Source organism: Actinomadura sp. NEAU-AAG7 (assembly GCF_018603865.1).
Taxonomy (GTDB): Bacteria; Actinomycetota; Actinomycetes; order Streptosporangiales; family Streptosporangiaceae; genus Spirillospora; species Spirillospora litoris.
Genome location: NZ_JAHFZY010000009.1, coordinates 256795 through 281041, shown reverse-complemented (window position 1 = coordinate 281041; position 24247 = coordinate 256795). Strand labels below are relative to the sequence as shown.

At 74.4% G+C, this 24247-nt stretch carries 25 protein-coding genes; 15 read left to right on the top strand and 10 right to left on the bottom strand.

The window, feature by feature from the left end; all coding sequences use genetic code 11:
- Positions 1-123 precede the first annotated feature (123 nt).
- From KLI87_RS35010 to KLI87_RS35000, 3 genes are all read left to right on the top strand, one after another.
- Complete coding sequence (locus tag KLI87_RS35010; protein ID WP_214620449.1) at positions 124-1296, top strand: Ig-like domain-containing protein; 1173 nt, start codon at positions 124-126, stop codon at positions 1294-1296.
- Between the two features lie 173 nt (positions 1297-1469).
- Complete coding sequence (locus tag KLI87_RS35005; RefSeq protein ID WP_214620448.1) at positions 1470-2696, top strand: Ig-like domain-containing protein; 1227 nt, start codon at positions 1470-1472, stop codon at positions 2694-2696.
- A 277-nt stretch (positions 2697-2973) separates the two neighbouring features.
- Positions 2974-3360: an STAS domain-containing protein gene (locus KLI87_RS35000; protein ID WP_156220470.1), complete on the top strand. Its 387-nt coding sequence runs from the start codon at positions 2974-2976 to the stop codon at positions 3358-3360.
- Positions 3361-3397: 37 nt separating this feature from the next.
- Here KLI87_RS35000 and KLI87_RS34995 read toward each other — a convergent pair whose 3' ends face one another.
- Positions 3398-3907, bottom strand: a complete 510-nt coding sequence (locus tag KLI87_RS34995; protein ID WP_214620447.1) for a DUF664 domain-containing protein — start codon at positions 3905-3907, stop codon at positions 3398-3400.
- 158 nt (positions 3908-4065) lie between these two features.
- Between KLI87_RS34995 and KLI87_RS34990 the strand changes: the two genes are divergently transcribed.
- Positions 4066-5142 (top strand): DUF3533 domain-containing protein, encoded by a 1077-nt coding sequence (locus KLI87_RS34990; protein WP_214620446.1) that lies wholly within the window; start codon positions 4066-4068, stop codon positions 5140-5142.
- Here KLI87_RS34990 and KLI87_RS34985 read toward each other — a convergent pair.
- Both KLI87_RS34985 and KLI87_RS34980 read right to left on the bottom strand, forming a co-directional pair.
- Positions 5139-6374: a cell wall metabolism sensor histidine kinase WalK gene (locus KLI87_RS34985; RefSeq protein ID WP_214620445.1), complete on the bottom strand. Its 1236-nt coding sequence runs from the start codon at positions 6372-6374 to the stop codon at positions 5139-5141. The genes KLI87_RS34990 and KLI87_RS34985 overlap by 4 nt on opposite strands.
- Positions 6371-7027 (bottom strand): response regulator transcription factor, encoded by a 657-nt coding sequence (locus KLI87_RS34980; RefSeq protein WP_214620444.1) that lies wholly within the window; start codon positions 7025-7027, stop codon positions 6371-6373. Before KLI87_RS34980 ends, KLI87_RS34985 begins: the two co-directional genes overlap by 4 nt.
- Before the next feature lie 163 nt (positions 7028-7190).
- Between KLI87_RS34980 and KLI87_RS34975 the strand changes: the two genes are divergently transcribed.
- The 7 genes from KLI87_RS34975 (at position 7191) to dinB (ending at position 13126) form a co-directional block, all read left to right on the top strand.
- Positions 7191-7733, top strand: coding sequence for a hypothetical protein (locus KLI87_RS34975; RefSeq protein WP_156220473.1), 543 nt, complete (start codon positions 7191-7193; stop codon positions 7731-7733).
- The gene (locus KLI87_RS34970) at positions 7730-8776 is read left to right on the top strand and encodes a peptidoglycan-binding protein (RefSeq protein WP_214620443.1); all 1047 of its coding nucleotides are present in this window, start codon (positions 7730-7732) and stop codon (positions 8774-8776) included. Before KLI87_RS34975 ends, KLI87_RS34970 begins: the two co-directional genes overlap by 4 nt.
- Positions 8773-9486 carry an ABC transporter ATP-binding protein gene (locus KLI87_RS34965; RefSeq protein ID WP_156220475.1) on the top strand — a complete coding sequence of 238 codons (714 nt, stop codon included), beginning with the start codon at positions 8773-8775 and terminating at the stop codon, positions 9484-9486. The genes KLI87_RS34970 and KLI87_RS34965 overlap by 4 nt, the downstream gene beginning before the upstream one ends.
- Positions 9483-10676, top strand: coding sequence for an ABC transporter permease (locus KLI87_RS34960; protein WP_214620442.1), 1194 nt, complete (start codon positions 9483-9485; stop codon positions 10674-10676). The genes KLI87_RS34965 and KLI87_RS34960 overlap by 4 nt, the downstream gene beginning before the upstream one ends.
- Before the next feature lie 97 nt (positions 10677-10773).
- The gene (locus KLI87_RS34955) at positions 10774-11529 is read left to right on the top strand and encodes an SDR family NAD(P)-dependent oxidoreductase (RefSeq protein WP_214620441.1); all 756 of its coding nucleotides are present in this window, start codon (positions 10774-10776) and stop codon (positions 11527-11529) included.
- Between the two features lie 30 nt (positions 11530-11559).
- Positions 11560-11928, top strand: coding sequence for a MerR family transcriptional regulator (locus KLI87_RS34950; protein ID WP_156220691.1), 369 nt, complete (start codon positions 11560-11562; stop codon positions 11926-11928).
- Between the two features lie 19 nt (positions 11929-11947).
- Positions 11948-13126 (top strand): DNA polymerase IV, encoded by a 1179-nt coding sequence (gene dinB / locus KLI87_RS34945; protein ID WP_156220477.1) that lies wholly within the window; start codon positions 11948-11950, stop codon positions 13124-13126.
- A 4-nt stretch (positions 13127-13130) separates the two neighbouring features.
- Here dinB and KLI87_RS34940 read toward each other — a convergent pair whose 3' ends face one another.
- Positions 13131-13961, bottom strand: a complete 831-nt coding sequence (locus KLI87_RS34940) for an NAD(P)H-binding protein (RefSeq protein WP_214620439.1) — start codon at positions 13959-13961, stop codon at positions 13131-13133.
- A 185-nt stretch (positions 13962-14146) separates the two neighbouring features.
- On the opposite strand from KLI87_RS34940, the gene KLI87_RS34935 reads away from it, so the two are divergent.
- Positions 14147-14536: a hypothetical protein gene (locus KLI87_RS34935; protein ID WP_308166444.1), complete on the top strand. Its 390-nt coding sequence runs from the start codon at positions 14147-14149 to the stop codon at positions 14534-14536.
- 79 nt (positions 14537-14615) lie between these two features.
- On the opposite strand, the gene hpaD is transcribed toward KLI87_RS34935, so the two are convergent.
- The 4 genes from hpaD to KLI87_RS34915 all read right to left on the bottom strand — a co-directional run bounded on the left by hpaD (position 14616) and on the right by KLI87_RS34915 (position 19636).
- Complete coding sequence (hpaD, locus tag KLI87_RS34930) at positions 14616-15629, bottom strand: 3,4-dihydroxyphenylacetate 2,3-dioxygenase (RefSeq protein WP_214620438.1); 1014 nt, start codon at positions 15627-15629, stop codon at positions 14616-14618.
- Between the two features lie 8 nt (positions 15630-15637).
- Positions 15638-17134, bottom strand: coding sequence for a 5-carboxymethyl-2-hydroxymuconate semialdehyde dehydrogenase (gene hpaE, locus KLI87_RS34925; RefSeq protein WP_214620437.1), 1497 nt, complete (start codon positions 17132-17134; stop codon positions 15638-15640).
- 44 nt (positions 17135-17178) lie between these two features.
- Positions 17179-18099, bottom strand: coding sequence for a 4-hydroxy-tetrahydrodipicolinate synthase (dapA, locus tag KLI87_RS34920; RefSeq protein WP_214620436.1), 921 nt, complete (start codon positions 18097-18099; stop codon positions 17179-17181).
- Positions 18100-18205: 106 nt separating this feature from the next.
- Positions 18206-19636, bottom strand: a complete 1431-nt coding sequence (locus KLI87_RS34915; RefSeq protein WP_308166438.1) for a fumarylacetoacetate hydrolase family protein — start codon at positions 19634-19636, stop codon at positions 18206-18208.
- Positions 19637-19839: 203 nt separating this feature from the next.
- Here KLI87_RS34915 and KLI87_RS34910 point away from each other — a divergent pair, with 203 nt between their 5' ends.
- Positions 19840-20577, top strand: a complete 738-nt coding sequence (locus KLI87_RS34910) for an alpha/beta fold hydrolase (protein ID WP_214620434.1) — start codon at positions 19840-19842, stop codon at positions 20575-20577.
- Positions 20578-20626: 49 nt separating this feature from the next.
- Positions 20627-21319, top strand: a complete 693-nt coding sequence (locus KLI87_RS41750; RefSeq protein WP_214620433.1) for a GntR family transcriptional regulator — start codon at positions 20627-20629, stop codon at positions 21317-21319.
- A gap of 93 nt (positions 21320-21412) precedes the next feature.
- Here the strand turns inward: KLI87_RS41750 and KLI87_RS34900 are convergent, their stop codons facing one another.
- The gene (locus KLI87_RS34900) at positions 21413-22147 is read right to left on the bottom strand and encodes an SDR family NAD(P)-dependent oxidoreductase (RefSeq protein WP_214620432.1); all 735 of its coding nucleotides are present in this window, start codon (positions 22145-22147) and stop codon (positions 21413-21415) included.
- Positions 22144-23136 (bottom strand): methyltransferase, encoded by a 993-nt coding sequence (locus tag KLI87_RS34895; RefSeq protein WP_156220484.1) that lies wholly within the window; start codon positions 23134-23136, stop codon positions 22144-22146. Before KLI87_RS34895 ends, KLI87_RS34900 begins: the two co-directional genes overlap by 4 nt.
- A gap of 105 nt (positions 23137-23241) precedes the next feature.
- Here KLI87_RS34895 and KLI87_RS34890 point away from each other — a divergent pair, with 105 nt between their 5' ends.
- Positions 23242-24234 carry an aldo/keto reductase gene (locus KLI87_RS34890; RefSeq protein WP_156220485.1) on the top strand — a complete coding sequence of 331 codons (993 nt, stop codon included), beginning with the start codon at positions 23242-23244 and terminating at the stop codon, positions 24232-24234.
- Positions 24235-24247: the final 13 nt, after the last annotated feature.

Genomic DNA, 24247 nt, shown 5'->3' with positions numbered 1-24247 from the left:
GGGCCGGGGAGGACCATGGAATTCGGCCCGGCCGACTCCGAACTTTCGGGTCGTACGGGGCGTCTCCCCTAGTCAGATAGGTTTTACCGATACGGGTGGAATCTTTGGACATGGGGGAGATCGGTGGGAGTCAAGGGGCGGTTCGGACTGGTGGCGACCGGTGGCGCGGGCGCGGTGGCGCTGCTCGCGGCCGGCTGCGGCGGCGGCGGGGTGGGCAGGCTCGCCTCCGGTGACTCCAAGACCACCGTGACGATCACACCGGCCAACGGGACCGCCCAGGTCAGGCCGGACGGCACGATCGAGGTGAAGGCGTCCGGCGGCAAGCTGGAGAAGGTCACCGTCCAGGGGAACCAGGGCGCCGCGATCACGGGCCGGCTGGCCGGTGACCGGAAGTCGTGGCGGTCCGGGCGGACGCTGACGCCCGGCGCGTCCTACACCGTCACCGCGCAGGCCCGCGGCGGCGGCAAGACCAGCACGGCGACCAGCGCGTTCACGACGCTGAAGCCCGCCAAGACCCTGTCGATCACCGACATCACGCCGAACCTCAGCGGCGAGAGGGTCGGCGTCGGCATGCCGATCATGCTGCGCTTCAACCGCCCGGTCACCGACAAGGCCGCCGTGGAGCGCGCCCTCCAGGTCACCCCGGACAAGCCGGTCGAGGGCGCCTGGAACTGGATCGCTCCCGACCAGGTCACCTACCGGACGAAGACGTACTGGCAGCCGCACCAGCGGGTCCGCTTCCAGGCGCGGCTGGCCGGTGTGAACGCGGGCGGCGGTGTCTACGGGGCCAAGGACGCCGAGCAGGTCATCACGATCGGCGCCGCGCAGATCACCACCGGCAGCATCGCCAAGCACCACATGACGGTGAAGCGCGACGGCCGCACGCTGCGGACCATCCCGTTCAGCGCGGGCAACGGCGAGACCCGCGAGTTCACCACGACCAGCGGCGTCCACCTGCTGATGGAGAAGGGGAACCCGGTCACGATGGTCTCCCCGGGCCGCCAGGAGGGCGACCCCGGCTACTACAAGCAGGTCGTCAACCACGCGGTCCGCTTCTCCAACAGCGGCGAGTACGTCCACGCCGCGCCGTGGTCGGTCGGGTCGCAGGGCTCGGCGAACGTCAGCCACGGCTGCCTCAACGTCAGCCCCTCCAACGCGAGCTGGTTCTACGACATCATGCAGCGGGGCGACGTCATCGACCTCACCGGCACGAGCCGGCAACTGGAGCCCGACAACGGCTGGGGCCAGTGGCAGATGTCGTTCGAGAAGTGGCGGCAGGGCAGCGCGCTCTCCTGACGGGGCGCCCGCCGTCCCCCGACCGGTGACCCGGCGCACAGGAGCGACGTCCGGTTGCAACGCTTTGATCTCGGAGAACGGCAAAACCCCGGGTCATGGCATGATCGTCGGCTTTTGTCGCTAATGTCTCCCTGATAGACGGTGGGGTTCTGGAGGTTGAGGTGCAGCGGAGCGTGTCCGCAGGTGTCAAGGCCGGCGCTGGAGTGGCGGGGGCCGTGCTGCTCCTCACCACGGCGGCCTGCTCCGGGGGAGAGAAGGACGACGGGGTCACCGTCGGGGGCAAGGCCGACGCGGCCGCACCGCAGGTGACGATCGACCCCGGCGACGGCAACGGCAAGGCCAGGCCGGAGGCGGGCGTGGTCGTGACGGCCACCGGCGGGAAGCTGGAGCAGGTCACAGTCGCGCTCAGGGGCAAGCCGGTCGACGGCGCGATGTCGGCCGACAAGACGAGCTGGAGGTCGCGGACGCTGCGTCCCGGCGCCCGGTACACGGTCTCGGCGGTCGCCAAGAGCCCGCAGGGCAAGGCGACGGCGGTGAACTCCAAGTTCACCACGCTCAAGGCCGCCGCCGAGTTGGACATCGCCGACGTCAGCCCGAACAGCGGCGAGAAGGTCGGCGTCGGCATGCCGATCATCGTCACCTTCAACCGCGCCGTCGGCGACCGCAAGGCCGTCGAGCGGGCGCTGGAGGTGAAGTCGGCCAAGGCCGCGACCGGCGCGTGGTACTGGGTGAGCGACACCCAGGTGATCTTCCGCACCAAGAACGGCGAGTACTGGCAGCCGAACCAGCCGGTCACCTTCACCGCGAAGCTCGCGGGTGTGAAGTCGGGCAAGCAGACCTACGGCGTCTCGGACTACACGCGCCGCTTCCGCATCGGCGACTCGCACATCATCACCGCGAGCACGAAGACGCACCGCCTGGTCGTGAAGAAGAACGGCAAGAAGATCAAGAGCTGGGGCATCAGCGCCGGCCGCGGCGGCCGCGTCGTCAACGGCACCGACACCTTCCTCACCACCAGCGGCATCCACCTGACGATGGGCAAGGAGAACCCGGCGATCATGACGTCGGAGTGGATGGGCGTCAAGCCGGACGACAAGAAGAACGGCGGCTACAAGGAGGTCATCCCGCACGCGGTGCGGATCTCCAACAGCGGCGAGTACATCCACTCGATGGCCTCGACCGTGTGGGCGCAGGGCCGCCAGAACGTCAGCCACGGCTGCCTCAACTCCCCGCCCGCCGCCGCCCAGTGGTTCTACTCGTGGGCCTACCGCGGCGACCCGGTGATCATCACCGGGTCCAAGCGCGGGCTCCCCTGGAACAACGGCTGGAGCTTCTACGAGATGTCGTGGAGCAAGTGGGTCAAGGGAAGCGCCCTCGACCGCACCGTGACCACGGCCTGAGAGCGGCGGATCCAGCGGTAACGACCGGCGGAGGGCGCGCGTCGCGCCCTCCGCCGACGCGTGGGCGCACCGTCCCCGCGGCGTCCGCTACCACCCCACCTGCCCCACGCGCACCTGACCGGGCGGGTAGGAACAGGCCGGTTTCGGACGCGAGGCGGGCCCGGTGATTCCGCGCTCGATACCCCCGTCCCGGCCCCGGCAGGGGACAATCAGGCACTGCGGCAGTCGTCGGGGCGCCCCACCGGGGCGCGCCCCGGGAGAAGGTGGGGGAGGACCGATGACCGCGTGCACCGTCACGTGCCGGGCCGAGGGCGCGCGTACCGTGATCACGCTGGCGGGCGAGCTGAACCTGCCCGCCGTCCAGGAGGCCGAGCGCGCCATCCGCGACGGGCGCCGCGAGCACGGCGAGCACCTGGTGTTCGACCTCGCGCCGCTGCTCTTCCTCGACTCCAGCGGGCTGAGCCTGCTGCTGCGCTTCTACCTCGCCGCCGAGGGGCGCGGCGGCAGCGCGGCGCTGGCCGGGCCGGTGACCGAGCGGGTCGCCCGCGTCCTCCAGGTCACCAACCTCGACCAGCGCCTCACGATCCACCCGAGCCTGCCGGAGGCGCTCGCGGCGCTGCCGGAGATAACCGGGACCAGCCAGGGCCGCCCCTGCGCGCCCTGAGGCCCCGGAGAGCGGCAGGCCGGGCGGGGCGGGCCGGTCAGGAGCGCAGGACCAGCCCGCGCACGAACGCCGCCTGCCCCGCGTGCTGGAGCCCGTCGGAGATCACGCTGACCAGGCGGACGGCGAGGGTGACCGGCGGGTCCCACGCCTCGTCCACCACGCGGCCGAGGTCGCCGTCGACCAGCGAGCCCGCGTAGGCGACGGCCCGGTCGTGGACCGCGTCGTGGTAGCCGGTCAGCAGCTCCGGGGATTCGACCCGGACGGCCGCGACCTCCTCGCGGGAATGGCCGTAACCCGTTTCGGACGGGGCGAAGGGCAGGCCGAAACGGGCCTCCCAGCCGTCCTCCGTCCACACCTGGGGCGTTCCGGCGGCGTCGGCCACATGGTCGTCCTGGACCCGGGTGAGGTGCCACAGCAGCCAGGCGATCGAGTTGGCGTCGGCGTCGGCGCGGAAGTGGAGTTGCTCGGCCGTGAGCCCGTAGGCCGCCCGGTGGACCTCTTCCTGGACCCGGTCGAAGGCGTCGGTGAGCAGTTCAGCACTCGTCATCGACCAGACGCTACCCCGGCACGGCACCCCGCCGCGCGGGCGACGCTCCGTCCGCCCGGGGAACGGGAGCGCCTCTCGTGCATGAGGGTGCATCCGCGCGGATGGAACGCGTGTGCCCCAAGAAGCGCAAGAGGACGCCGACAGGGTAGGTGAGCCGCATGAGCACACGAGCGCCGGCCGGTCCGGAACGCCCCGGGCGCGGCTTCACCGCCGAACTCCGCGACGCGGTCACGCCGCGCTCGATGGCCCTGGTGACGGGCGTGCTGGCACTGCAACTGGGGTTCATCCTGTCCTACATCGGGGCGTTCCACTCGCCGACGCCGCACCGCATCCCGGTCGCGGTGGTCGCCCCGGCCCAGGTCGCGGGCCCGCTGGTGACCCGCCTCAACGGGCTGGACGGAGACCCCGTCGAGGCGCGGCCGGCCGGCTCCGAGCAGCAGGCGCGGCGCGCGATCCTCGACCGCGACGTGGACGCGGCGATCGTCGTGGACCCGCGCGGCAGCACCGACACGCTGCTGGTCGCCTCCGCCGCGGGCCCGGCCCTGTCCAGCACCGCCCAACTGATCGCCGAACGGCTGGAGGGCGCCGAGAAGCGGCAGGTCCGGGTCGTCGACATCCGGCCGCCCGGGGCCAAGGACGGACGGGGCCTGTCCTCGTTCTACCTCGTCATCGGCTGGATCGTCGGCGGGTACCTCGCCGCCGCGATCCTCGGCTTCGCGGGCGGCGCCCGCCCGGCCAACCCGCACCGCACCGTGATCCGGCTCGGCGCGCTCGCGCTGTACGCGGTCGTGTCCGGGCTCGGCGGCGCTCTCATCGCGGGTCCGATCCTCGGCGCGCTGCCCGGCCACCTGCTGCGGCTGTGGGCGATCGGGGCGCTGGTGGTGTTCGCGACGTCGGCGGCCACCGTCGCCTTCCAGGTGCTGCTGGGCATGGTCGGGATCGGGCTGGCGATCCTGCTGTTCGTCGTGCTCGGCAACCCCAGCGCGGGCGGCGCGTACCCGACGCCGCTGCTGCCCACGTTCTGGCGCGCCATCGGGGAATGGCTGCCGACGGGCGCGGCGACCAGGGCGGTCCGGAACGTCGTCTACTTCTCCGGCCACGACATCGCCCGCGCCCTGGGGGTGCTGGCCGCCTACGCCGTCGTCGGGACCGCCGTCGCGTTCGGGGCCTCGCTCGCCCTCCACCGCCGCGAGCGCGCGCCCGGTGGCGGTCCCCCTGGCCGTGAGCCCGCCTAACGGGGGCCTCCCGGCGCGGGACGCGGCGCCCAGGGCCCCGGCAGGCGGACCGTGACCTCCAGCCCGCCGCCCGGACGCGGCGCCGCCGCCACCGTCCCGCCGTGCGCGGTCGCGGTGGCGCGGACGATCGAGAGCCCGAGCCCCGAGCCGCGCTCCGAGCGCACCCGGTCGTTGCCGAGCCGCCGGAACGGCTCGAAGATCGCCTCGATGTCGTAGGCGGGGACGGCCGGGCCGGTGTTGGACACGACGACCTCCGCCCACCCGCCCCGGCTCCCGGTGACGACCGACAGTTCACCGCCGTCGTGGTTGTGCCGGACGGCGTTCTCGACCAGGTTCTGCACGAGCCGCTCGATCAGCACGGGGTCGCCCGCGGTGGGCGCGGGGCCGAGCCGCCGGTCGGCGGTGAGGCCGCGGTCGCGGGCCTCGGCCGCCGCCTGGTCGAGGACGTGCGCGGCGACGTCCGCGAGGTCCACCGGGACGGGGTCCAGCGGCACGTTCTCGGTGCCCGCCAGCGTCAGCAGCCCGTCGATGAGCCGCTCGTGCCGCCCGTTGACGACCAGCAGCGACTCGCCGAGCCGCTTGACGTCGCCGCTCGCGCCGGGGCGCCGCACCGCGACGTCGACGAGCGTCCGGTTGATGGCGAGCGGGGTGCGCAGCTCGTGCGAGGCGTTGGCGACGAAGCGGCGCTGGCCGTCGAAGGCCCGCGCGAGCCGTCCGAGCATCATGTCGAAGGTGTCGGCCAGCTCCTTGACCTCGTCGCCGGGTCCCGCGTAGGCGATCCGCTCGGTCAGGTCGTGGCTGCGCGCCACCCGCCGCGCCGTCTCGGTGATCATGTGGACGGGCCGCAGCGCCCGGTCGGCGAGCAGCCAGCCGATCCCGAGCGCCGCCGCGCCGACCAGCCCGAGCGCGATCGCGCCCCGGGTGAGCAGCGCGTCGAGCGTCTCGCTGCGGGAGGTCTCCGCGGCCCTGCGCACCTCGCCCTGGAACTTCTGGACGCTCACGGAGCCGTTCGGCGGCGCGGGGGGCGTCACTCCCTCGGGGAACGGCTCCGCCCCGGCCGACTCGTAGACCCGGTTCGCCTCGGCGGTCCCCGCCGGTTCGTGGAGGCTGTTCTCGACCAGCAGGTAGGTCAGCCCCAGCAGGACGGTCCCGGCCGCCAGGAACAGGCCCGTGAACAGCAGCGCCAGCCGCATCCGGATCGTCGGCCGCAGCCGCTCGGCGGGCCTCGTCATGGGATCCGGTACCCCACTCCCGGGACGGTTTCGATGACCGGCGGGTCACCGAGCTTGCGGCGCAGCTTCATCAGCGTCACCCGGACGGTGTTGGTGAACGGGTCGGTGTGCTCGTCCCACACCTTCTCCAGCAGCCGCTCGGCGGACACGACCGTCCCGTCCGCGCGCAGCAGCTCGGCGAGCAGCCCGAACTCCTTGCGCGCCAGGTGGAGGGGGCGGCCGTCGCGGTGGACCTCCTGGCGGGCCGGGTCCAGCCGCACGCCGCGGCGCTCCAGCGCCGGCGGCGCCGCCGGGCGGGCCCGCCGGCCGAGCGCGAGGATCCGCGCCACCAGCTCCTCGAACGCGAACGGCTTGGTCAGGTAGTCGTCGGCGCCGAGCCGCAGCCCGTCGACCCGGGCGGGGACGGCCGCGGCGGCGGTGAGCATCAGCACCCGGACGAGGGCGCCCGACCCCGCGACGGCCCGGCACACCTCGTCGCCGTGCACGACCGGCAGGTCCCGGTCCAGGACGAGCACGTCGTAGTCGTTGACGCCGAGCCGCTCCAGCGCGGCGTCCCCGTCGTACACCACGTCCACGGCCAGGGCCTCGGCCCGCAGGCCCTCGGCGATCGAATCGGCGAGCATCCGCTCGTCCTCGGCGATCAGTACGCGCACCTCTGCCGCCCCCACATCCCCTCGTCGTCTGCCGGATCAGCTTCGGGCAACGGGCGTAACGCCGGCATAACGCGAGGTGGTTACGGCGGGGTTATCACCGCGCCGCTGGACTGGCGTGCGCCGCCGGAGCAGGTCCGGCGCGGACGAACGGGAGGCCCGACCGATGCGACGACGACGGATGTTCGCGGCGCTGGCCCTGGCGCCGGTGCTCGCCCTCGGGGCGCAGGCGTGCGGGGGAGGCGACGGCGGCGCGAGCGGGAAGGGCACCGCCAAGGCCGCCGGCGACCAGGAGAAGATGCGCAAGTACGCGCAGTGCATGCGCGACAACGGCGTCGACATGGACGACCCGTCCGGGGACGGCAAGATCACCATGAAGATGTCGGCGCGGCCCGGGGAGGGCAAGAAGGGCTCGGGGCCGATGGACGAGGCCCAGCGCAGGTGCCGGAGCCTGATGCCGAACGGCGGGAGACCGCCCAAGCCGAAGCCGGAGGAGATCGCGAAGCAGCGGGCGTTCTCCAAGTGCATGCGCGAGCACGGCGTCCCGCGGTTCCCCGACCCGGACCCGGACGGCGGGATCCTCCTGAACGCCGGGAAGGGCACGGGGCTCGACCCGCAGAGCCCGGCGTTCAAGGACGCCGAGAAGGCGTGCCGGAAGTACGCCCCGGGCGAGGGGCCGGCCTCCACGTCCCAGGGGGACGGGAATTGAGCAGGGCACGCGTCGTCGCGCTGAGCGCGGCGGGGGTGGTCGCGGCGGGCGGCGCCGGCCTGGCCGCCGCCGGGCTCGGCGGCGGGGAGGGGCCCGCCGCCGAGCACAGCGCGCTGCCGCCCGCCACCGCGCCCGTCGAGCGGACCACGCTGGTCGAGACCCAGCGGGTGGACGGAACGCTCGGCTACGGCACCGCGCGCACCGTCACCGCCGCCGGGCGCGGCACGCTGACCTGGATCGCCGGGCCGGGCACGGTGATCGCGCGCGGGCGCCCGGCCTACCGGGTCGACAACGAGCCCGTGCCGCTCCTGTACGGCCGCCTGCCGCTGTACCGGACCCTCGCCGAGGGCGTCCGGGGCCCGGACGTCCTCCAGCTCGAACGGAACCTGCGCGCCCTCGGCTACACCGGGTTCACCGTCGACACGGGCTTCGGCTCGGGTACCGCCGCCGCGGTGAGGCGCTGGCAGGACGACCTCGACGTCGCCGAGACCGGGAGGATCGCGCCCGGCGCGGTGCTGGTCGCGCCCGGCGAGATCAGGGTGGCCGAGCGCAGGGCGGCCGCGGGCGACCGCGCCGGCGGCGCCGTGCTGACCTACACCGGGACGACCCGCGTCGTCGGCATCGACCTGGACGTGCGGTACCAGCGGCTCGCGAAGGAGGGCACGGGGGTGGAGATCCGGCTGCCGGACGGCGGCACCACCAGGGGCCGCGTCACCGGCGTGGGGAAGGTCGCCAAGCAGGGGCGGGGCGACGACGACCCGACGACGGTCGCGGTCACCGTGGCCGTCCGGGGGCAGCGCTCGCTCGGCTCCTACGACAAGGCGCCGGTCGAGGTGGACCTCACCGCGGACCGGCATGACGGCGTCCTCGCCGTGCCCGTCGCCGCGCTGCTCGCGCGCGGCGACGGCGGCTACGCGGTGCAGGTCGTCCGGGACGGGGCGGTCCGCACCGTCCCGGTGGAGACGGGCGTGTTCACCGGCGGGAAGGTCGAGGTCTCCGGCGCCGGGCTGGCGGAGGGCATGAAGGTGGGGGTGCCCGCATGAGCGCGGTCGTGGAGCTGCGCGGGGTCACCAAGACCTACGCGGGCGGGGTCACGGCCCTGGACGCGGTGTCGCTCGGCGTCGGCGCGGGCGAACTCCTCGCGATCGCCGGGCCGTCCGGCTCCGGCAAGTCGACGATGCTGCACCTGCTCGGCACCCTGGACCGGCCGAGCGCGGGGACCGTCCTCGTCGAGGGGCGGGACGTGTCGCGGCTGAGCGACCGGCGGCTGTCGGCGCTGCGCGCCCGCGCGATCGGGTTCGTCTTCCAGCGGTTCCACCTCGCCGGGGGCGTCAGCGCGCTCGACAACGTCGCCGACGGCCTGCTGTACGGGGGAGTCCCGCTCGCGCGGCGGCGCGCCCGCGCCTCCCAGGCGCTGGAGCGGGTGGGGCTCGGGCACCGGCTCCGGCACCGCCCGCACGAGCTGTCGGGCGGCGAGCGGCAGCGGGTCGCGATCGCCCGCGCGGTGGTCGGCGGGCCCGCGCTGCTGCTGGCCGACGAGCCCACCGGCGCGCTGGACTCCGCCTCGGGGGCCGGAGTCCTGGCGCTGCTGCGGGAGCTGGCCGACGCCGGGACGACGGTCGTGCTGATCACCCACGACCGGGACATCGCCGCGATGGCGCCCCGCCGGGTGGGGATGCGCGACGGGCGGATCGTCCGCGACACCGCGCACGGGGACACGCGGCCGGAGGCACGGGCGGAGGCGGGACGGTGAGGCGGATCGCACCCGCGCGGCTGGGCTTCCGGGACGTGCTGCGGGTCGGCGCCGCCGGGCTGCGGGCCCGCCCGGCGCGGGTCTTCCTCTCGGCGCTCGGGATCGCGATCGGGATCGCCGCGATGGTCGCCGTCGTCGGGATCTCCACCTCCAGCCGCGCGCAGCTCCAGGCCACCCTCGACCGGCTCGGCACCAACCTGCTGACCGCGGGCCCGGGGCGCGACCTGTTCGGCGACAACGCGCGGCTGCCCGCGGAGGCGGTCGGCATGGTCGGCCGGATCCCGGGCGTCGAGTCGGTGTCCGCCACGGGCAAAGTCGAGGGCGTCCACGTCTACCGCAACGACCGCATACCCGAGGCGGAGAGCGGCGGGATCACCGTGCTCGCGGCGCGGCTCGACCTGCCGAAGGCGATCGGGCTGCGCGTCGCGGCGGGCGCCTGGCTCAACGGCGCGACGGCCCGGTACCCCGCCGTCGTCCTCGGCGCGGAGTCGGCCGCGCGGCTCGGCGTGGCCGCCCCGAACACGCAGGTGTGGCTCGGCTCCCGCTGGTTCACCGTGGTCGGCGTGCTCGACCCCGGCGAGCTGGCCCCGGAGCTGGACTCGGCCGCGCTCGTCGGCTGGGACGCGGCGCGCGCGCACCTCGGCTTCGACGGGCATCCCACCACCCTCTACACCCGCGCCCGCAAGGACTCCGTCGGCGCGGTGCGGGAGCTGCTGGCCGCCACCGCCAGCCCGCAGGCACCGAACGAGGTCGAGGTCAGCCGCCCCTCGGACGCCCTCGCGGCCGAGAACGCCGCGGACCGGGCCTTCACCGGGCTGCTGCTCGGCCTCGGCGCGGTCGCGCTGCTGGTCGGCGGCGTCGGCGTCGCCAACACGATGGTGATCTCCGTGCTGGAGCGCCGCGCGGAGATCGGGCTCCGCCGCTCCCTCGGCGCGACCCGGGGGCAGATCAGGCTCCAGTTCCTCACCGAGTCGCAGCTGCTCGCCGCGCTCGGCGGCGCGGGCGGGGTCGTGCTCGGCGCCGCGGTCACGGCGGTGTTCGCGGTGTCGCGCGGCTGGCCGACCGTGGTGCCGCCGTGGGCGATGGCGGGCGGTGTCCTCGCGACGCTGGTCATCGGCGGTGTCGCGGGCCTGTACCCGGCGATCCGCGCCGCGCGCCTGGCGCCGACCGAGGCCCTCGCCGTCCCGTGATCCGCCGGTGGGCGGCGCCGCCGGGCTTGACCTTGACGCCGGGGTCAGGCCCTAGCGTCGGCGGCGTTCCACGAATGATCGGGAGGAGACGCGAGTCATGGGTTCGGGAGCGCTGGAGGGCAGGGCCGTCATCGTGACGGGCGGGGGGACCGGTATCGGGCGGGCGACCGCGCTGGGATTCGCCGCCGAGGGCGCCCGCGTCCTCGTCGTCGGCCGGACGGAGGCACGGCTCAAGGAGGTCGCCGCGGAGGCGCCGGGGATCGAGGTCCACGTCGCCGACGTGGCCGAGGACGGCGCCGCCGCCGGCGTCATGAAGGCCGCGGTGGAGGCGTTCGGGCGCGTCGACGTGCTGGTGAACAACGCGGCGATCATCCGTCCGGCCCAGCTGGGCGCGATCGACCGGGACGCGGCCGAGCGGCAGTTCGACACCAACCTGCTCGGCCCGCTGTTCCTCGCCCAGGAGGCGCTGCCGCACCTGGAGCGGACCGGCGGCGCCATCGTCAACATCACCTCGATGCCCGCGGGGCGGGGCTGGCCGAACAACACCGTCTACGGGGCCGGCAAGGTGGCGCTGGACTTCATGACCCACACCTGGGCGGTCGAGCTGGCGCCGCGCGGCATCCGGGTCGTGTCGGTGGCGCCCGGCGCGACCCGCACGCCGGTCCTCGAACACGCGGGCCTGTCGCCCGAGCAGGTCCAGGCGGTGGGCGAGGAGCTGGTGCAGCACATCCCGCTGGCGCGGATCGCCGAGCCCGAGGAGGTCGCGTGGTGGATCGTCGCCGCCGCCCGCCCCGAGGCCGGCTACGTGACCGGCTCGGTGATCCGGGTGGACGGCGGGATCGGCATCGCCTGAATGGGATCCTGGCGGGACGGAGGTGAGGCGATGCTCATCGGCGAGCTGGCGGTGGCGGCCGGGACGACCACCCGCGCGCTGCGGTACTACGAGCAGCACGGCCTGCTGCACTCCCGGCGGACCGGCAACGGCTACCGCCACTACGACGCGCGGGCGCTGACGCGCGTCCGCAACATCCGGCGCCTGCTGGCGCTCGGCTTCACCAGCGACGACGTCCGCCGGTTCCTGCCCTGCCTCGACGACCACGACCTGACCGAGCAGCGCTGCGCGGCGAGCGTCGAGTTCGTCACGCTGAAGCTGGCGGCCCTGGACGAGCGGATCGCCGAGCTGAACGCCATCCGGGGCCAGCTCCAGGGGTTCCTGGACAGCGCCGGGGAGAACCCCGCGATGACCGGCTGACCCGCGCCTATGCGAACATATGTTCGTGTCCGCCCCCACGATCCTGCACGCCGACCTGGACGCCTTCTACGCCTCGGTCGAGCAGCGCGACGACCCCGCCCTGCGGGGCCGGCCGGTGATCGTGGGCGGCGGCGTGGTGCTGGCGGCCAGCTACGAGGCCAAGGCGTTCGGGGTCCGCACCGCGATGAGCGGCGGCCAGGCCCGGCGGCTGTGCCCGCGCGCGGTCGTGGTGCGCCCCCGGATGGCGGCCTACAGCGCGGCGAGCAGGGCGGTGTTCGCGCTGTTCCGGGCGACGACGCCGCTGGTGGAGGGCCTGTCGATCGACGAGGCGTTCCTCGACGTCGGCGGGCTGCGGGCCGCTCCCGACGCGGTCGCGGCCCGGCTGCGCCGGGAGGTGGCCGGGGAGGTCGGGCTGCCGATCACGGTCGGGGTCGCGCGGACCAAGTTCCTCGCCAAGGTGGCCAGCGGCGTCGCCAAGCCCGACGGGCTGCTCGTCGTCCCGCCGGGCGGCGAGCTTGAGTTCCTGCGCCCGCTGCCGGTGCGGCGGCTGTGGGGGGTCGGGCCCGCCACCGCCGCCAAGCTGGCCCGCTACGGGATCACCACGGTCGGCGGCGTGGCGGACATGCCCGAGGCCGCACTCGTCGCGCTGCTCGGCCCCGGCGCGGGCCGCCACCTGCACGCGCTGGCGCGCGACCACGACCCGCGCCCGGTGCGCACCGGGGCGCGGCGCCGCTCCGTCGGCGCGCAGCGGGCGCTCGGGAACCGCCCCCGGACGCCCGAGGAGCTGGACGCCATCCTCGTGGGCCTCGCCGACCGGCTCGGCGGCCGGCTGCGGAAGGGGCGGCGCGTCTGCCGCACGGTCACGCTTCGGCTGCGGTACGGCGACTTCGCGCGGGCGAGCCGCTCGCGGACGCTCCCGCAGGCCACCGCCGAGACCCCGGTGATCCTCGACGTGCTGCGCGGCCTGCTCGCGGCGGCGCTGCCGGTGATCGAGAGCCGGGGGCTGACGCTGGTCGGCGCGTCGCTCGCGAACCTGCACGACGACCGGGCCGTCCAACTCGCGCTGCCGTTCGAGCGGGGCCGCGCGGTGGACGCGGCGGTCGACGGCGTCCGGGACCGGTTCGGCTCGGCCGCGATCACCCGGGCCGTGCTGCTCGGCCGCGACCCGGGCCCGGAGATGCCGATGCTCCCCGACTGAGGCGTCAGGCGAAGGCGTCGCGGTGGTCGCGCGCCCACGCGGCGAACGTCCGGGCCGGGCGGCCGGTGATCTCCTCGACGGCCCCGGTCGGCGGGAGCGGCGCGCGCACGGCCTCGGCCGCGTGGCGGACGAGCGCCTCGACGACCTCGGGCGGCCCCCACCGCGCCAGGTCCCGGCGGTGCTCCGCCAGGTCCTGGACCTCGAAGGCGAGGCGGCGGCCGAGCGCCTCGCCGATCAGCTCGGCCTGGCGGCGGCGCGTCAGCGTCTCGGGGCCGGTCAGGACGGGCGCCCCGCCCCGGTGCCCGGTGCCGGTGAGGACGGCCGGCGCCACGGCCGCGACGTCCGCCTCGTGGACGGGCGCCGACCGCGACTCGGGGAACGGGTCGCGGACCGCGCCCAGCGCTCGGATCGTCCCGGCCCACTGGAGCGTGTTGGACGCGAACCCGCCCGCGCGCAGGAACGTCCACGGGACCCCCGAGGCGGCGACCGCCCGCTCGGCCGCGCCGTGCGTCCGGGCGATCGGGTCGCCGGAGGTCGCGGACGCGCCCGCGGCGGACAGCAGCACGATGTGCTCGACCCCCGCGCCGGCGGCGCGGCGGGCGAAGCCGTCCAGGCCGCCCCGGTCGGCGTAGGCGAACACCGTGCGGGCGCCCTTGAGCGCCGGGCCGAGCGTCCCGGGGTCGGCGAGGTCGGCCGCGACCACCTCCACCCCGGGCGGAAGGCACGCGGCCGACGGGTCGCGCCCCGCCGCGCGGACGTCGTGTCCGCCGTCCAGCAGCAGGCGGACGAGCTTCCGCGCGATCTTCCCGCGCGCTCCGGTGACCAGGATCGTCATGGCCGCAAGGCTGCCGCCGCCCGGCGCTGGCGGGGTAGGCACGGCCGGGCCTGGGACCCGCGATACCACCCCAGGGCGGGCAGAATGGGGCGGATGGACAGGAGCGAGCTCGCGGGCTTCCTGCGGAGCCGGCGGGAGCGCGTCGGGCCCCGCGAGGCGGACCTCGCGCCCGGCGGGCAGCCGCCCTGATCGGCGACCTCGCCGAGGCGGCCCCGGAGCGGCGCGACACGCTGCGGTGGCTGTTCTCCGGCCCGCTGGAGGGGGACAAGCGCGCCCTGGCCCGCAGGTGCGTGGCGGACCTGCGCGCGAGCGGCCGCTACCCGGAAGACCCGGCCGTCCGGGAGATCGTGGCCGAGCTGTCGGCCGCCAGCCCGGAGTTCGCCGCGCTGTGGGCGGCCCGCGAGGTCGAGGTGCAGCGGACGCTGACCAAGCGCGCCGTCCACCCGGTCGCGGGGGAGCTGGAGCTGGACTGCGAGATCCTGCCGGTGCCGGGGACCGACCAGCGGGTCGTCCTGTACACGGCCGCGCCGGGATCGCCGTCGCGGCGGGGGCTCGAACTGCTCCGCGACGGCTGAGCGGAGGGCACGCGGGAGAGGTGGAGACCCGGCCCCGCACGTCCTGCGGGACCGGGTGGTCAGGTGGGGAGCGGGCGGGTCAGGAGTGCTCGACGATGCCGAGCCCGTCGGCGCCGACCGTGACGGCGGACTCGTCCAACGCGGCCTCGGAGATCGGCTGGATCCGGCCGTCCAGGTCCAGGACGGGGGAGGCCTCCTTGTACCAGGACTCGATCACCGCGTTGCCCCAGAAGTCGCGGCGGCGGTCGTCGTGCACGTTCCACCGGTACGTCTCGTGGTCGGGGTCGCCGGTGTAGTAGTCGGAGGTGTAGATCTCCACCCGGTGGCCGTCGGGGTCGCGCAGGTAGACGTAGAAGGCGTTGGACACCCCGTGCCGCCCCGGGCCCCGCTCGATGTGGTGCTCCTTGCCGAGCGACCCGAAGATGTCGGCGGTGCGCAGCACCTGGTGCGACTCGTGCGTGGCCATCCCGATGTGGTGCAGGCGGGGGCCCGCGCCGCCGGTGAACGCCACGTCGTGCACGGTCTGCTTGCGGAACATCCACGCCGCGTACAGCTCGTGCTCGTCGCCCTCGATCGTCTCCGAGCAGCCGAAGCCGAGCGACCGGTAGTGGTCGTAGGCGGCGGGGATGTCGGGCGTGCAGATGTTGAAGTGGTCGAGCCGGGCGATCTGGGCGCCCTTGTGCAGGTCGTAGCGCTGGATGAGGCGCTCCCCGCGGGCGATCTCGTGGAAGAACTCCACGGTGAAGCCGAGCGGGTCGACGACCCGGACCGCGTCGCCGACGCCGTGCGTGCCGGTCCCCGCCGGGAGGCGCCGGACGGGCCGCCCGAGATCGGTGAAGAACCGCTCGGCCCGGTCGACGTCCTCGGGGGCGCGGACCCGGTAGGCGAGGTGGTCGAGCGCGGCCACCGGCCCGGCCCGCAGCACCAGGGAGTGGTGGGTCAGCTCGTCCGTGCCGCGCAGGTAGAGGGTGGTGGCGTCCTCGTGCTGGACGTGCAGGCCCAGCATGTCGACCCAGAACCAGCGGGACTTCGCCAGATCCGTCACCGCGAGCTGCGTGTAGGCGGAGCGGATCACGTCGGGAGGTGTGCTCATGGGTGCTCCTAGGCGCCGAAGCGGGGCGTGTGCACCTCGCCCAGCATGACGTGCACGATCTTGGACTCGGAGAAGAAGTCGATGCTGTGCGCCCCGCCCTCGCGTCCGAGCCCCGAGTCCTTCACACCGCCGAAGGGAGTGCGCAGGTCACGGACGTTGTGCGAGTTGACCCAGACCATACCCGACTGGACGGCGTGGGCGATGCGGTGACCGCGCCGCAGGTCGCCGGTCCACACGTAGGCGGCCAGGCCGTAGCGGGTGGCGTTGGCCAGCTCGACCGCCTCGTCCTCGGTGTCGAACGCGGCCACGGCCACAACCGGCCCGAAGATCTCCTCCTGGAAGATCCGGGCGTCCCGGGGGACGTCGCTGAACACCGTGGGCTGGAGGTAGTTGCCCTCCGGCAGGTGCGCGGGCCGGTCGCCGCCCGCGACCAGCTTGGCCTCGCGCTGCCCGATCTCCACGTACTCCAGCACCCGGGCGTAGTGCTCGGGGTGGACGAGCGCGCCGACCTCGGTCGCCGGGTCCGAGGGCGGCCCGACCCTGACCTTCTCGGCCCGCTCGGCGAGCCGGCGGGTGAACTCCTCGTAGACGGGGCGCTCCACCAGGACGCGCGAGCCCGCCGTGCAGCGCTCGCCGTTCAGCGAGAACACACCGAAGATCACCGAGTCGAGCGCGGCGTCCAGGTCGGCGTCGGCGAACACCACGACGGGCGACTTGCCGCCGAGCTCCATCGACAGCGCCTTCAGGCCGTCGGCGGAGCAGCGCATGATGTGCCGGCCGGTGTCGGTCGAGCCGGTGAAGGACAGCAGCGGCACGTCCGGGTGGTCGACGAGGGCTTGCCCCGCCTCCTCGCCGATGCCGTGCACGATGTTGACCACGCCCGCCGGGACGCCCGCCTCGGTGAAGATCTCCGGCCACAGGCCCGCCGACAGCGGCGTCCACTCGGCGGGCTTCAGCACGAGCGTGCAGCCCGACGCGATCGCTGGGGCGAGCTTCCAGCTCTCCAGCATGAACGGGGTGTTCCATGGCGTGATCAGCCCGGCCACGCCCGCCGGGGTCCGCACCACGTAGTTGAGCTGCTGGTCGCCGACCCGGAACGCCTCCTCGCCGAGCGCGACGATCACGTCGGCGAAGTAGCGGAAGTTCTCGGCGGCGCGGCGGGCCTGGCCGCGCGCCTGGGTGATCGGCAGCCCGGAGTCGAACGACTCGAACTCGGCGAGCCGGTCCTCGCGCGCCTCGACGGCGTCGGCGATGCGGGTCAGGATGTTCGCCCGCTCCCGGTTGCCGAGGGCCGCCCAGGCGGGGAAGGCGGCGCGGGCGGCGGCGACGGCCCTGTCCACGTCGGCGGGACCGCCCGCCGAGGCGGTGGCGTAGCGGGTGTTGGAGACGGGGTCAATGACGTCGAAGACCGCTCCGCCGGCGCTGTCGGCGAACTCGCCGCCGATCCAGTGCCGGATGTGATCCGGCAGGCCGTCGGGGCGGGCGGGTGCAGAGGGGACGGGCATCGATGCTCTCTTCCGGTTCGGTGGCGGGACGGCGCGGCCGGGGGTCAGATCCCCGCGGCGAGGTCGCCGCCCTGGTCGAGCAGTGCGCGGATGCGCACGAGGGCTTGCTCGGAGGGTGCGGCCAGCGGCGGCCGGACGTGCCCGGAGGGGATCCGGCCGCGCTGCTCCAGCACCCACTTGGCGGGCGCCGGGTTGGTCTCGACGAACAGCAGGTCCACGAGCGGGTGCAGCCGGTAGTGCAGGTCGCGGGCGCCCTCCTGGTCCCCGGAGGTCCACAGCTCGTACATCCGGGCGACGGCGGCGGGCGCGAGGTTGGCGACGGCGCTGACGAACCCGGCGCCGCCGAGGGCGAGCAGCGGCAGGCACAGCAGCTCGATCCCCGACCACACGAGCAGCTCGGGCCCGCACGCGTGCAGCACGCGGGAGAAGTGCTCGAAGTCCTTGGTGGTCTCCTTGATCCCGACGATGTTGTCGAAGTCGGTGAACAGCCGGCTGACCGTCTCCGGCGCGATGTCCACCGACGTCCGGGACGGGACGTTGTAGACGACCAGCGGCAGGTCGGGGAACTCGCGCGCGACCGTCGCGTACCACTGGTAGAGGGCCTCCTGGGTGGGCCGCGCGTAGTACGGCGTGATCACCAGGGCGGCGTCGGCGCCGGCGTCGCGGGCGGCGGCGGTGACCTCCAGGGTCTCCTCCAGCTTCGCCGAGCCGGTGCCGGGCAGGAACGGGACACGGTCGCCGACCTCGTCGGCCGCCGTGCGGATGGCCGCGATCCGCTCGGCGACGGTCTGGCTGCTGGGCTCGCCGGTGGACCCGCCGAGCGAGATCCCGTGCGAGCCGGACTCCAGCTGCCAGCGGATCAGCCCGCGCAGCGCGTCGTGGTCGACGGCGCCGTCCGCGGCGAAGGGGGTCACCACGGGGGCGATGGACCCGCGGATCGTGGACGGGTCGGTGCGGAACTTCACGTCTGCTCCTCGGTCGTGGAAGGTCGGTGGGAGTGGCGGGCGGCGGGCGGCCTGCGGCTGGTCGGCGGCTGGTCGGCGGCTGGTCGGCGGCTGGTCGGCGGCGGGGTCAGCGGCCCTCGCGGCGCCACGCCTCATATGCCTCGCGCCAGCGGGGCCCGAGCGGGTAGAGGCCCTCGACGGGCTCCCCGGCGGCGACGCGCTCGGTGATGAAACGTTCCTGCGCCTCCTGCTCGGCCGAGTCCGCCACGAGGTCCGCGACCAGGTCCGGGGGGACGACGACCACGCCGTCGGCGTCGCCGACGAGGATGTCGCCGGGCTGCACCAGGGCGCCGCCGCAGGCGATCGGGACGCCGGTGTCCCACGGGACGTGGCGGCGGCCGAGCACCGCGGGGTGGGCTCCGGCGTGGAAGACCGGCAGGCCGAGGCCCGCGACCGTCGCGCTGTCGCGCAGGCCGCCGTCGGTGACCACCCCGGCCGCGCCGCGCACCTTGGCGCGCAGCGCGAGGATGTCGCCGATCGTGCCGGAGGAGGAGTCGCGGCGCGCGTCCATGACCAGCACCTGGCCCGGCCGCAGCTCCTCGATGGCGCGCTTCTGGGCGTTCATGCCGCCGCCGCGCGCCTTGAACTGGTCCTCGCGCAGCGGCAGGTACCGCAGCGTGTGCGCGGTGCCGACCATCTTCGCCGCGCCGTCGGCGGGGTGGACGCCGTCGATGCTCATGTGCTGGAAGCCGCGCTTGCGGAGCTGGGAGCTGAGCGTGGCGGTCGACAGGGCGCGCAGCGCGTCGGCGGTCGCGGCGTCCAGCGCGGGCTCGGGCGTGAAGGAGGGGCCCCAGGCGTCGGAGCGGACGCTGTCGTCCACGCGGGGCATCGCGCCCCACGTGGCCAGCGGCTCCTCGGCGACCGTGATCGTGTTGGTGAGCCGCCCGGTGGTGGCCTCGCCGGCGATGACCTCGACCTCGACGGTGTCGCCGGGGGCGGCCACGGACGCGCCGCCGGGGGTGCCGGTGAGGATGACGTCGCCGGGCTCCAGCGTCACCAGCCGCGACAGGTCGGCGACCAGCGTCGCGAAGGGGAACAGCAGCGTGTCGGTGGTGTCGTCCTGGACCGGCTCGCCGTTCACCCACGTCCGCACCCGCAGCGCGGCCGGGTCCAGGCGCCGCGCGTCCAGCAGCCGGGGGCCGATCGGGGTGAACCCGTCCGAGCCCTTGGAGCGCAGGTTGGAGCCCCGGTCGGCGTAGCGGAGGTCGTGCACGCCCGCGTCGTTGGCCGCCGTCACCCAGGCGACGTGCTCCCAGGCGTCCTCGGGGGAGACCCGCCGCGCCTCGCGGCCGATGACCAGGGCGATCTCGCCCTCGAAGGTCATCAGCTCGCAGCCCGCCGGCCGGACCAGCGGGTCGCCGGTCCCGGCGAGCGAGGACGGCGGCTTGAGGAAGTACGAGGGCTCGGCCGGAATCCTGCCGCGCTCCCTCGCCCGCGAGGGGAAGTTGAGGTGCACGGCGATGATCTTCGAGGGCCGGTTGCCCAGCGGGTGCGGCACGGAAGCTCTCCTGTGACGGGACGGAAGCGAACCTCGCGGAACGAGATCAGAGTAAATCGTATATGAAGTCATGCACGATGACGAGGGTGCAATGCGAGTGACTTCGATCGTTCCAAGCGGGCGGGGGCGCGCGAGGGGACGGATCGGCTCCGTACAGTATGATCGCAAATCGTATGCGAAATCCTCTAGGAGGTGCTTGAAGGATGCCTGACACCGCAGGTCTCGCCGTGCGCACGCTGACCCCGGACGCTCCCGCCGAGGCGCCGCCGGTGCTGCTCGTCCACGGCTTCGGCTCCGACGGCGCCGGCGACTGGATCGACACCGGCGTCGCCGCCGCGCTGACCGCCGCGGGCCGCACCGTCATCATCCCCGACCTGCGCGGGCACGGCGCGAGCCCGGCCCCGGAGAGCGCCGCGGAGGCGACCGCGCCGGCCCTGGCCGCCGACCTGCTCGCCGCCGCGGACGCGGCCGGCGCCGCGACGTTCGACATCGCCGGCTACTCGCTCGGCGCCCGCGTCGCGTGGGCCGTCGCGGCCGCCGCGCCGGACCGGGTGGAGCGCAGCGTGCTCGGCGGGCTGAGCCCCGCGGAGCCCTTCACCGCCGTCGACATCGAGGCGCTGCACCGCGCCGTCCGGGAGGGCGCGCAGTGCCCCGACCCGTTCACCGCGGCGATCGCCGGGATGGTCTCCGCGCACGGCGACCGCGCCCCCGGCCTCGCGCTGTGTGTCGAAGGACTCCGCGACACCCCCTTTGCGGGCGGCGCCTGGGATGCGAAGGTTCTTCCCGTCTTCGTCGTCGGCGAGAATGATGAGCTGACACGAGGAATCGACGGCCTCGCCGGGTCGCTCGGCGCCCGCCTGGTCACGGTGCCGGGGGCGCACCACGAGGTGCTCGGGGGCCCGCACTTCCGCGACACCGTCCTGGACGTGCTGGCGAGGTGAGGGGACCGTTGGGAGTCGGGGGTTCGGGGCACAGGATGAGGAGAACCGGGTGAGCACGAAGAAGCAGGACCAGACCAAGACCAAGGAGTCGAAGGCCGAGTTCTGCTACGAACTGTTGCGGTCGCGGATCCTCGCGGGCACCTACGTGCCGGGCTACCGGCTGGTCATCAACCAGCTCGCCCAGGAGACCGGCGTCAGCACGATCCCGCTGCGCGAGGCGCTGCGCCGCCTCCAGTCCGACGGCCTCGTCGAGGTCGTCCGCAACGTCGGGGCGCGGGTCGCGGTCTTCGAGGCCGAGCAGGTCGAGCACACCCTGCAGATCCTCGCGCGCCTGGAGGGCTACGCGACGGCGATCTCCGCCCCGCACATGGCGGCGGCGCAGATCACCCGCTCCCGCGAGATCAACAAGCGGATGGTCGAGGCGCTGGACGAGTTCGACCCGACGGCGTTCACCGCGCTGAACCGGGAGTTCCACTTCTCGATCTACGAGCACTGCCCCGACGGGCACCTGCGCTCCCTCCTGGAGGCGGAGTGGACGCGCCTGGACCACATGCGCCGCTCCACGTTCACCTACGTGCCGGGGCGCGCCCGGCGGTCGGTCGTCGAGCACGGCCACATCCTCGACCTCATCGCCAAGGGCGCCGAGCCGTCGGAGATCGAGCGCATCGCCTGCGCGCACAAGAACGCCACCGCCGACGCCCTCCACAGCGCCCACCCCGGAGCTCCCCACCCCCAGACCTGAGGGCCCCTCTCCCCGCAGGGAGAGGAGCATGAAAACAAACACGCCGTTCCCGCCGGGCGAGGGTGGGGAACGGCGCGTTCGTTTTCGGGGCGGTCAGGTGAGCAGCTGGCCGCCGTCCACCTGGATGACGGCGCCGGTGATGTGGTCGGCCTGCGCCGAGGCGAGGAAGACCACGAGCGGGGCGATGTCGTCGGTGGTGGCGATCTTGCCGAGCGGGATCCGGGACTCCCACGCGGCGCGGGCCTCGGGGTTCTCCATGAGGCCGGCGGTCATCGGGGTGTGGACCGGCCCCGGCGCGACCCCGTTGACCCGGATGCCGTAGCCCGCGAGCTCCAGCGCGCTGGTGCGGGTCAGGGCGTCCACGGCCGCCTTGGTGGCCTCGTAGTGGCCGAGCCCGGCGGTCGGCTGCCGGGAGCCGATCGAGCTGATGTTGACGATCCGGCCCCGGGTGCCGCGCTCGATCATCTGGCCCGCGACGGCCTGGGTGACGGTGAAGGTGCCGCGCAGGTTCACCGCGACGACCGTGTCGAAGACCTCCATGGGCAGCGAGACCAGCGGCCCGCCGCCCGCGACGAGGCCGGCGTTGTTGACCAGGACCTCGACCGGCCCGGCGGTCTCGGCGACCTCGGCCACCCCGGCCGCGACCGAGGCGGGGTCGGTGATGTCCACGGTCACGGCGAGCGCGTCGAGCTCCTTGGCCGCGCGGGCCGCCGCCTCGGCGTCCCGGTCGGCGATCACCACGCGGTCGCCCGCGGCGGCGAACGCGGCGGCGACGCCGCGGCCGATGCCGCTCGCGCCGCCCGTGACGAGGACGACGCGGCCGCTCATCGTGCCTCCGCGATGATGATGCGCGGGCTGCCGGGCAGCTCGCGCGTCTCGACCGGCTCCCAGCCGGCGGCGCTCAGCCAGCCGCGCACCTCGTCCTCGGGGTAGACGACGGTGCCGTCGATGACCAGGTACTCGCCCGCGTGCACGGCGTCCAGGACGCGCTGCTCGGGGTTCGAGTCGAGGAAGAAGTCGAGCAGGACGAGCGTGGCGCCGGGCGCGGCGGCGCGGCGGGCGCGCTCCACGATGGCCTTGTTCTGCTCGGCGTCGAAGCGGTGGACGACGTGCTCCAGCAGGACGAGGTCGAAGCCCTCGGGGACCTCGCCGGTCAGCGGGTCGGTCTGGACGACGTCGATGCGGTCGCCCACGCCGGCGTCCTCCAGGACCTTGCGGGCGAACTCGACCAGCTCGCCGCCCGACAGGAAGGTGCCGTGCGCGTTCTCGGCCGAGCGCAGCGCCTCGGCCAGGAACGAGCCGGACAGGCCGCCGAAGTCCAGGATCCGCGAGAAGCGGGTGAAGTCGAAGTTGTCGGCCAGCATCTTGGCGTGCAGGGCGTTGTAGGTCATGACGCCGCCGAGGAACGTCTGCATCCGGTCGCCGGCGAGGTCGAGCTTCTGCGGCTCGGCCGTGCGGGTCGTGTCGCCGAACCCGAGCCAGTGCCCGTAGCTGATCGCGTCGAGGAAGGCCAGGAACGGCCGCAGGTCGGTCTCCTGCGTGCCGCCCGCGAGGTAGGCGGAGGTCGCGGGGGAGTTGGCGTACCGGCCGTCCTCGCGGGTGAGCAGGCCGAGGCCCGCCATCGTGTCGGCGAGGATCCGGGCGGTGCGCTCGGGGATTCCGGCCCGCTCCGCCAGCTCGGACGCGGTCGCCGGGCCGCCGGCGAGGGCGGCGAACAGGCCCGCCTCGCTCGCCGCGAACAGCTGCTTGGCGGCCATGTAACCGGTGGCGACGCCGAGGATGGCGGACGGGTCGGTTCCCGGGGCGGGATGCGACATGAAGATGTCTCCTTCGCGGTAAAGAATATGCCAGATGCTATACGATCAGTGGTGTCAACGGCCAGGGCGCCGCCCGCGCCCGATCACCCTCATCGGAGGTCAGCGATGGAGTTCGCAGAACGGGCGCCGAGGCGGCGGCTCGGCGTGGACGGCCCCGAGGTCCCGCTCCTGGCGCTCGGGTCCTGGAACACCTGGGACCGGATGGACCGCGAGGACGCGGCGCGCCTCGTCCGGCTCGCGGTGGACCGGGGCGTCGACCTGTTCGACGTCGCGCACTACAACTTCGGCCCGCACGCCGAGAACGCCGTCACCGACGTGCTGTTCGGGCAGGCGGTCGACGACGCCGGGCTGGCGCGCGAGGACTACCTGATCTGCGGCAAGCTCTGGCTCTGGGACTACCCCAATTCCTCCTTCGCCGAACAGATGAAGGTCTCGCTCGGCCGGATCGGCACCGACCACGCCGACATGGTCGTGCTCGGCGACTTCATGGAGCGCCCCGACCTGCACACGGTGGTCACCGACGTCGCCGAGCTGGTGCGGGCCGGGCGCTTCACCCACTGGGGCGTCAACAACTGGTCGGCCGGGGACGTGCTGTTCGCCTGCCGGTTCGCCGCCGCCGAGGGCCTCGTGGCGCCCTCGTTCGCGCAGCTGAAGTACAGCATCGCGCGCCGCTCGGTCCCCGAGGGCGAGCCGTGGTCGAACCTGTTCGAGCACGAGGGCCTCGGCCTCCAGGCCTCGGACGTGCTGGAGGGCGGCATCCTCGCCGGCCGGCTCGAACCCGAGCGCAAGATCGGCGCCGACCCCGGCGGCATCCGGGACAAGATCCGCGCCGCCTACCCCGAGCTGCGCCGCGCCGCCGACCGCTTCGGCGCCACGCCCGCGCAGGTCGCGATCGCCTTCACCCTCGTCCACCCGGCCGTCGCGAACGTGCTGGTCGGGGTGAGCCGGGCGGCGCAGTTCGAGGACAACATGGCCGCCATCGGCCTGGCCGCCCGCCACGGCGCCGAGCTGCGGGACGCCGTGGCGGGGCTGTGGCTGGACCGGGACGTGGTCGACCCGGCGGCCTCCTGGGGCACCGACGCGCCGGTGCCCCGCTGAGCCGCCCCCCTCG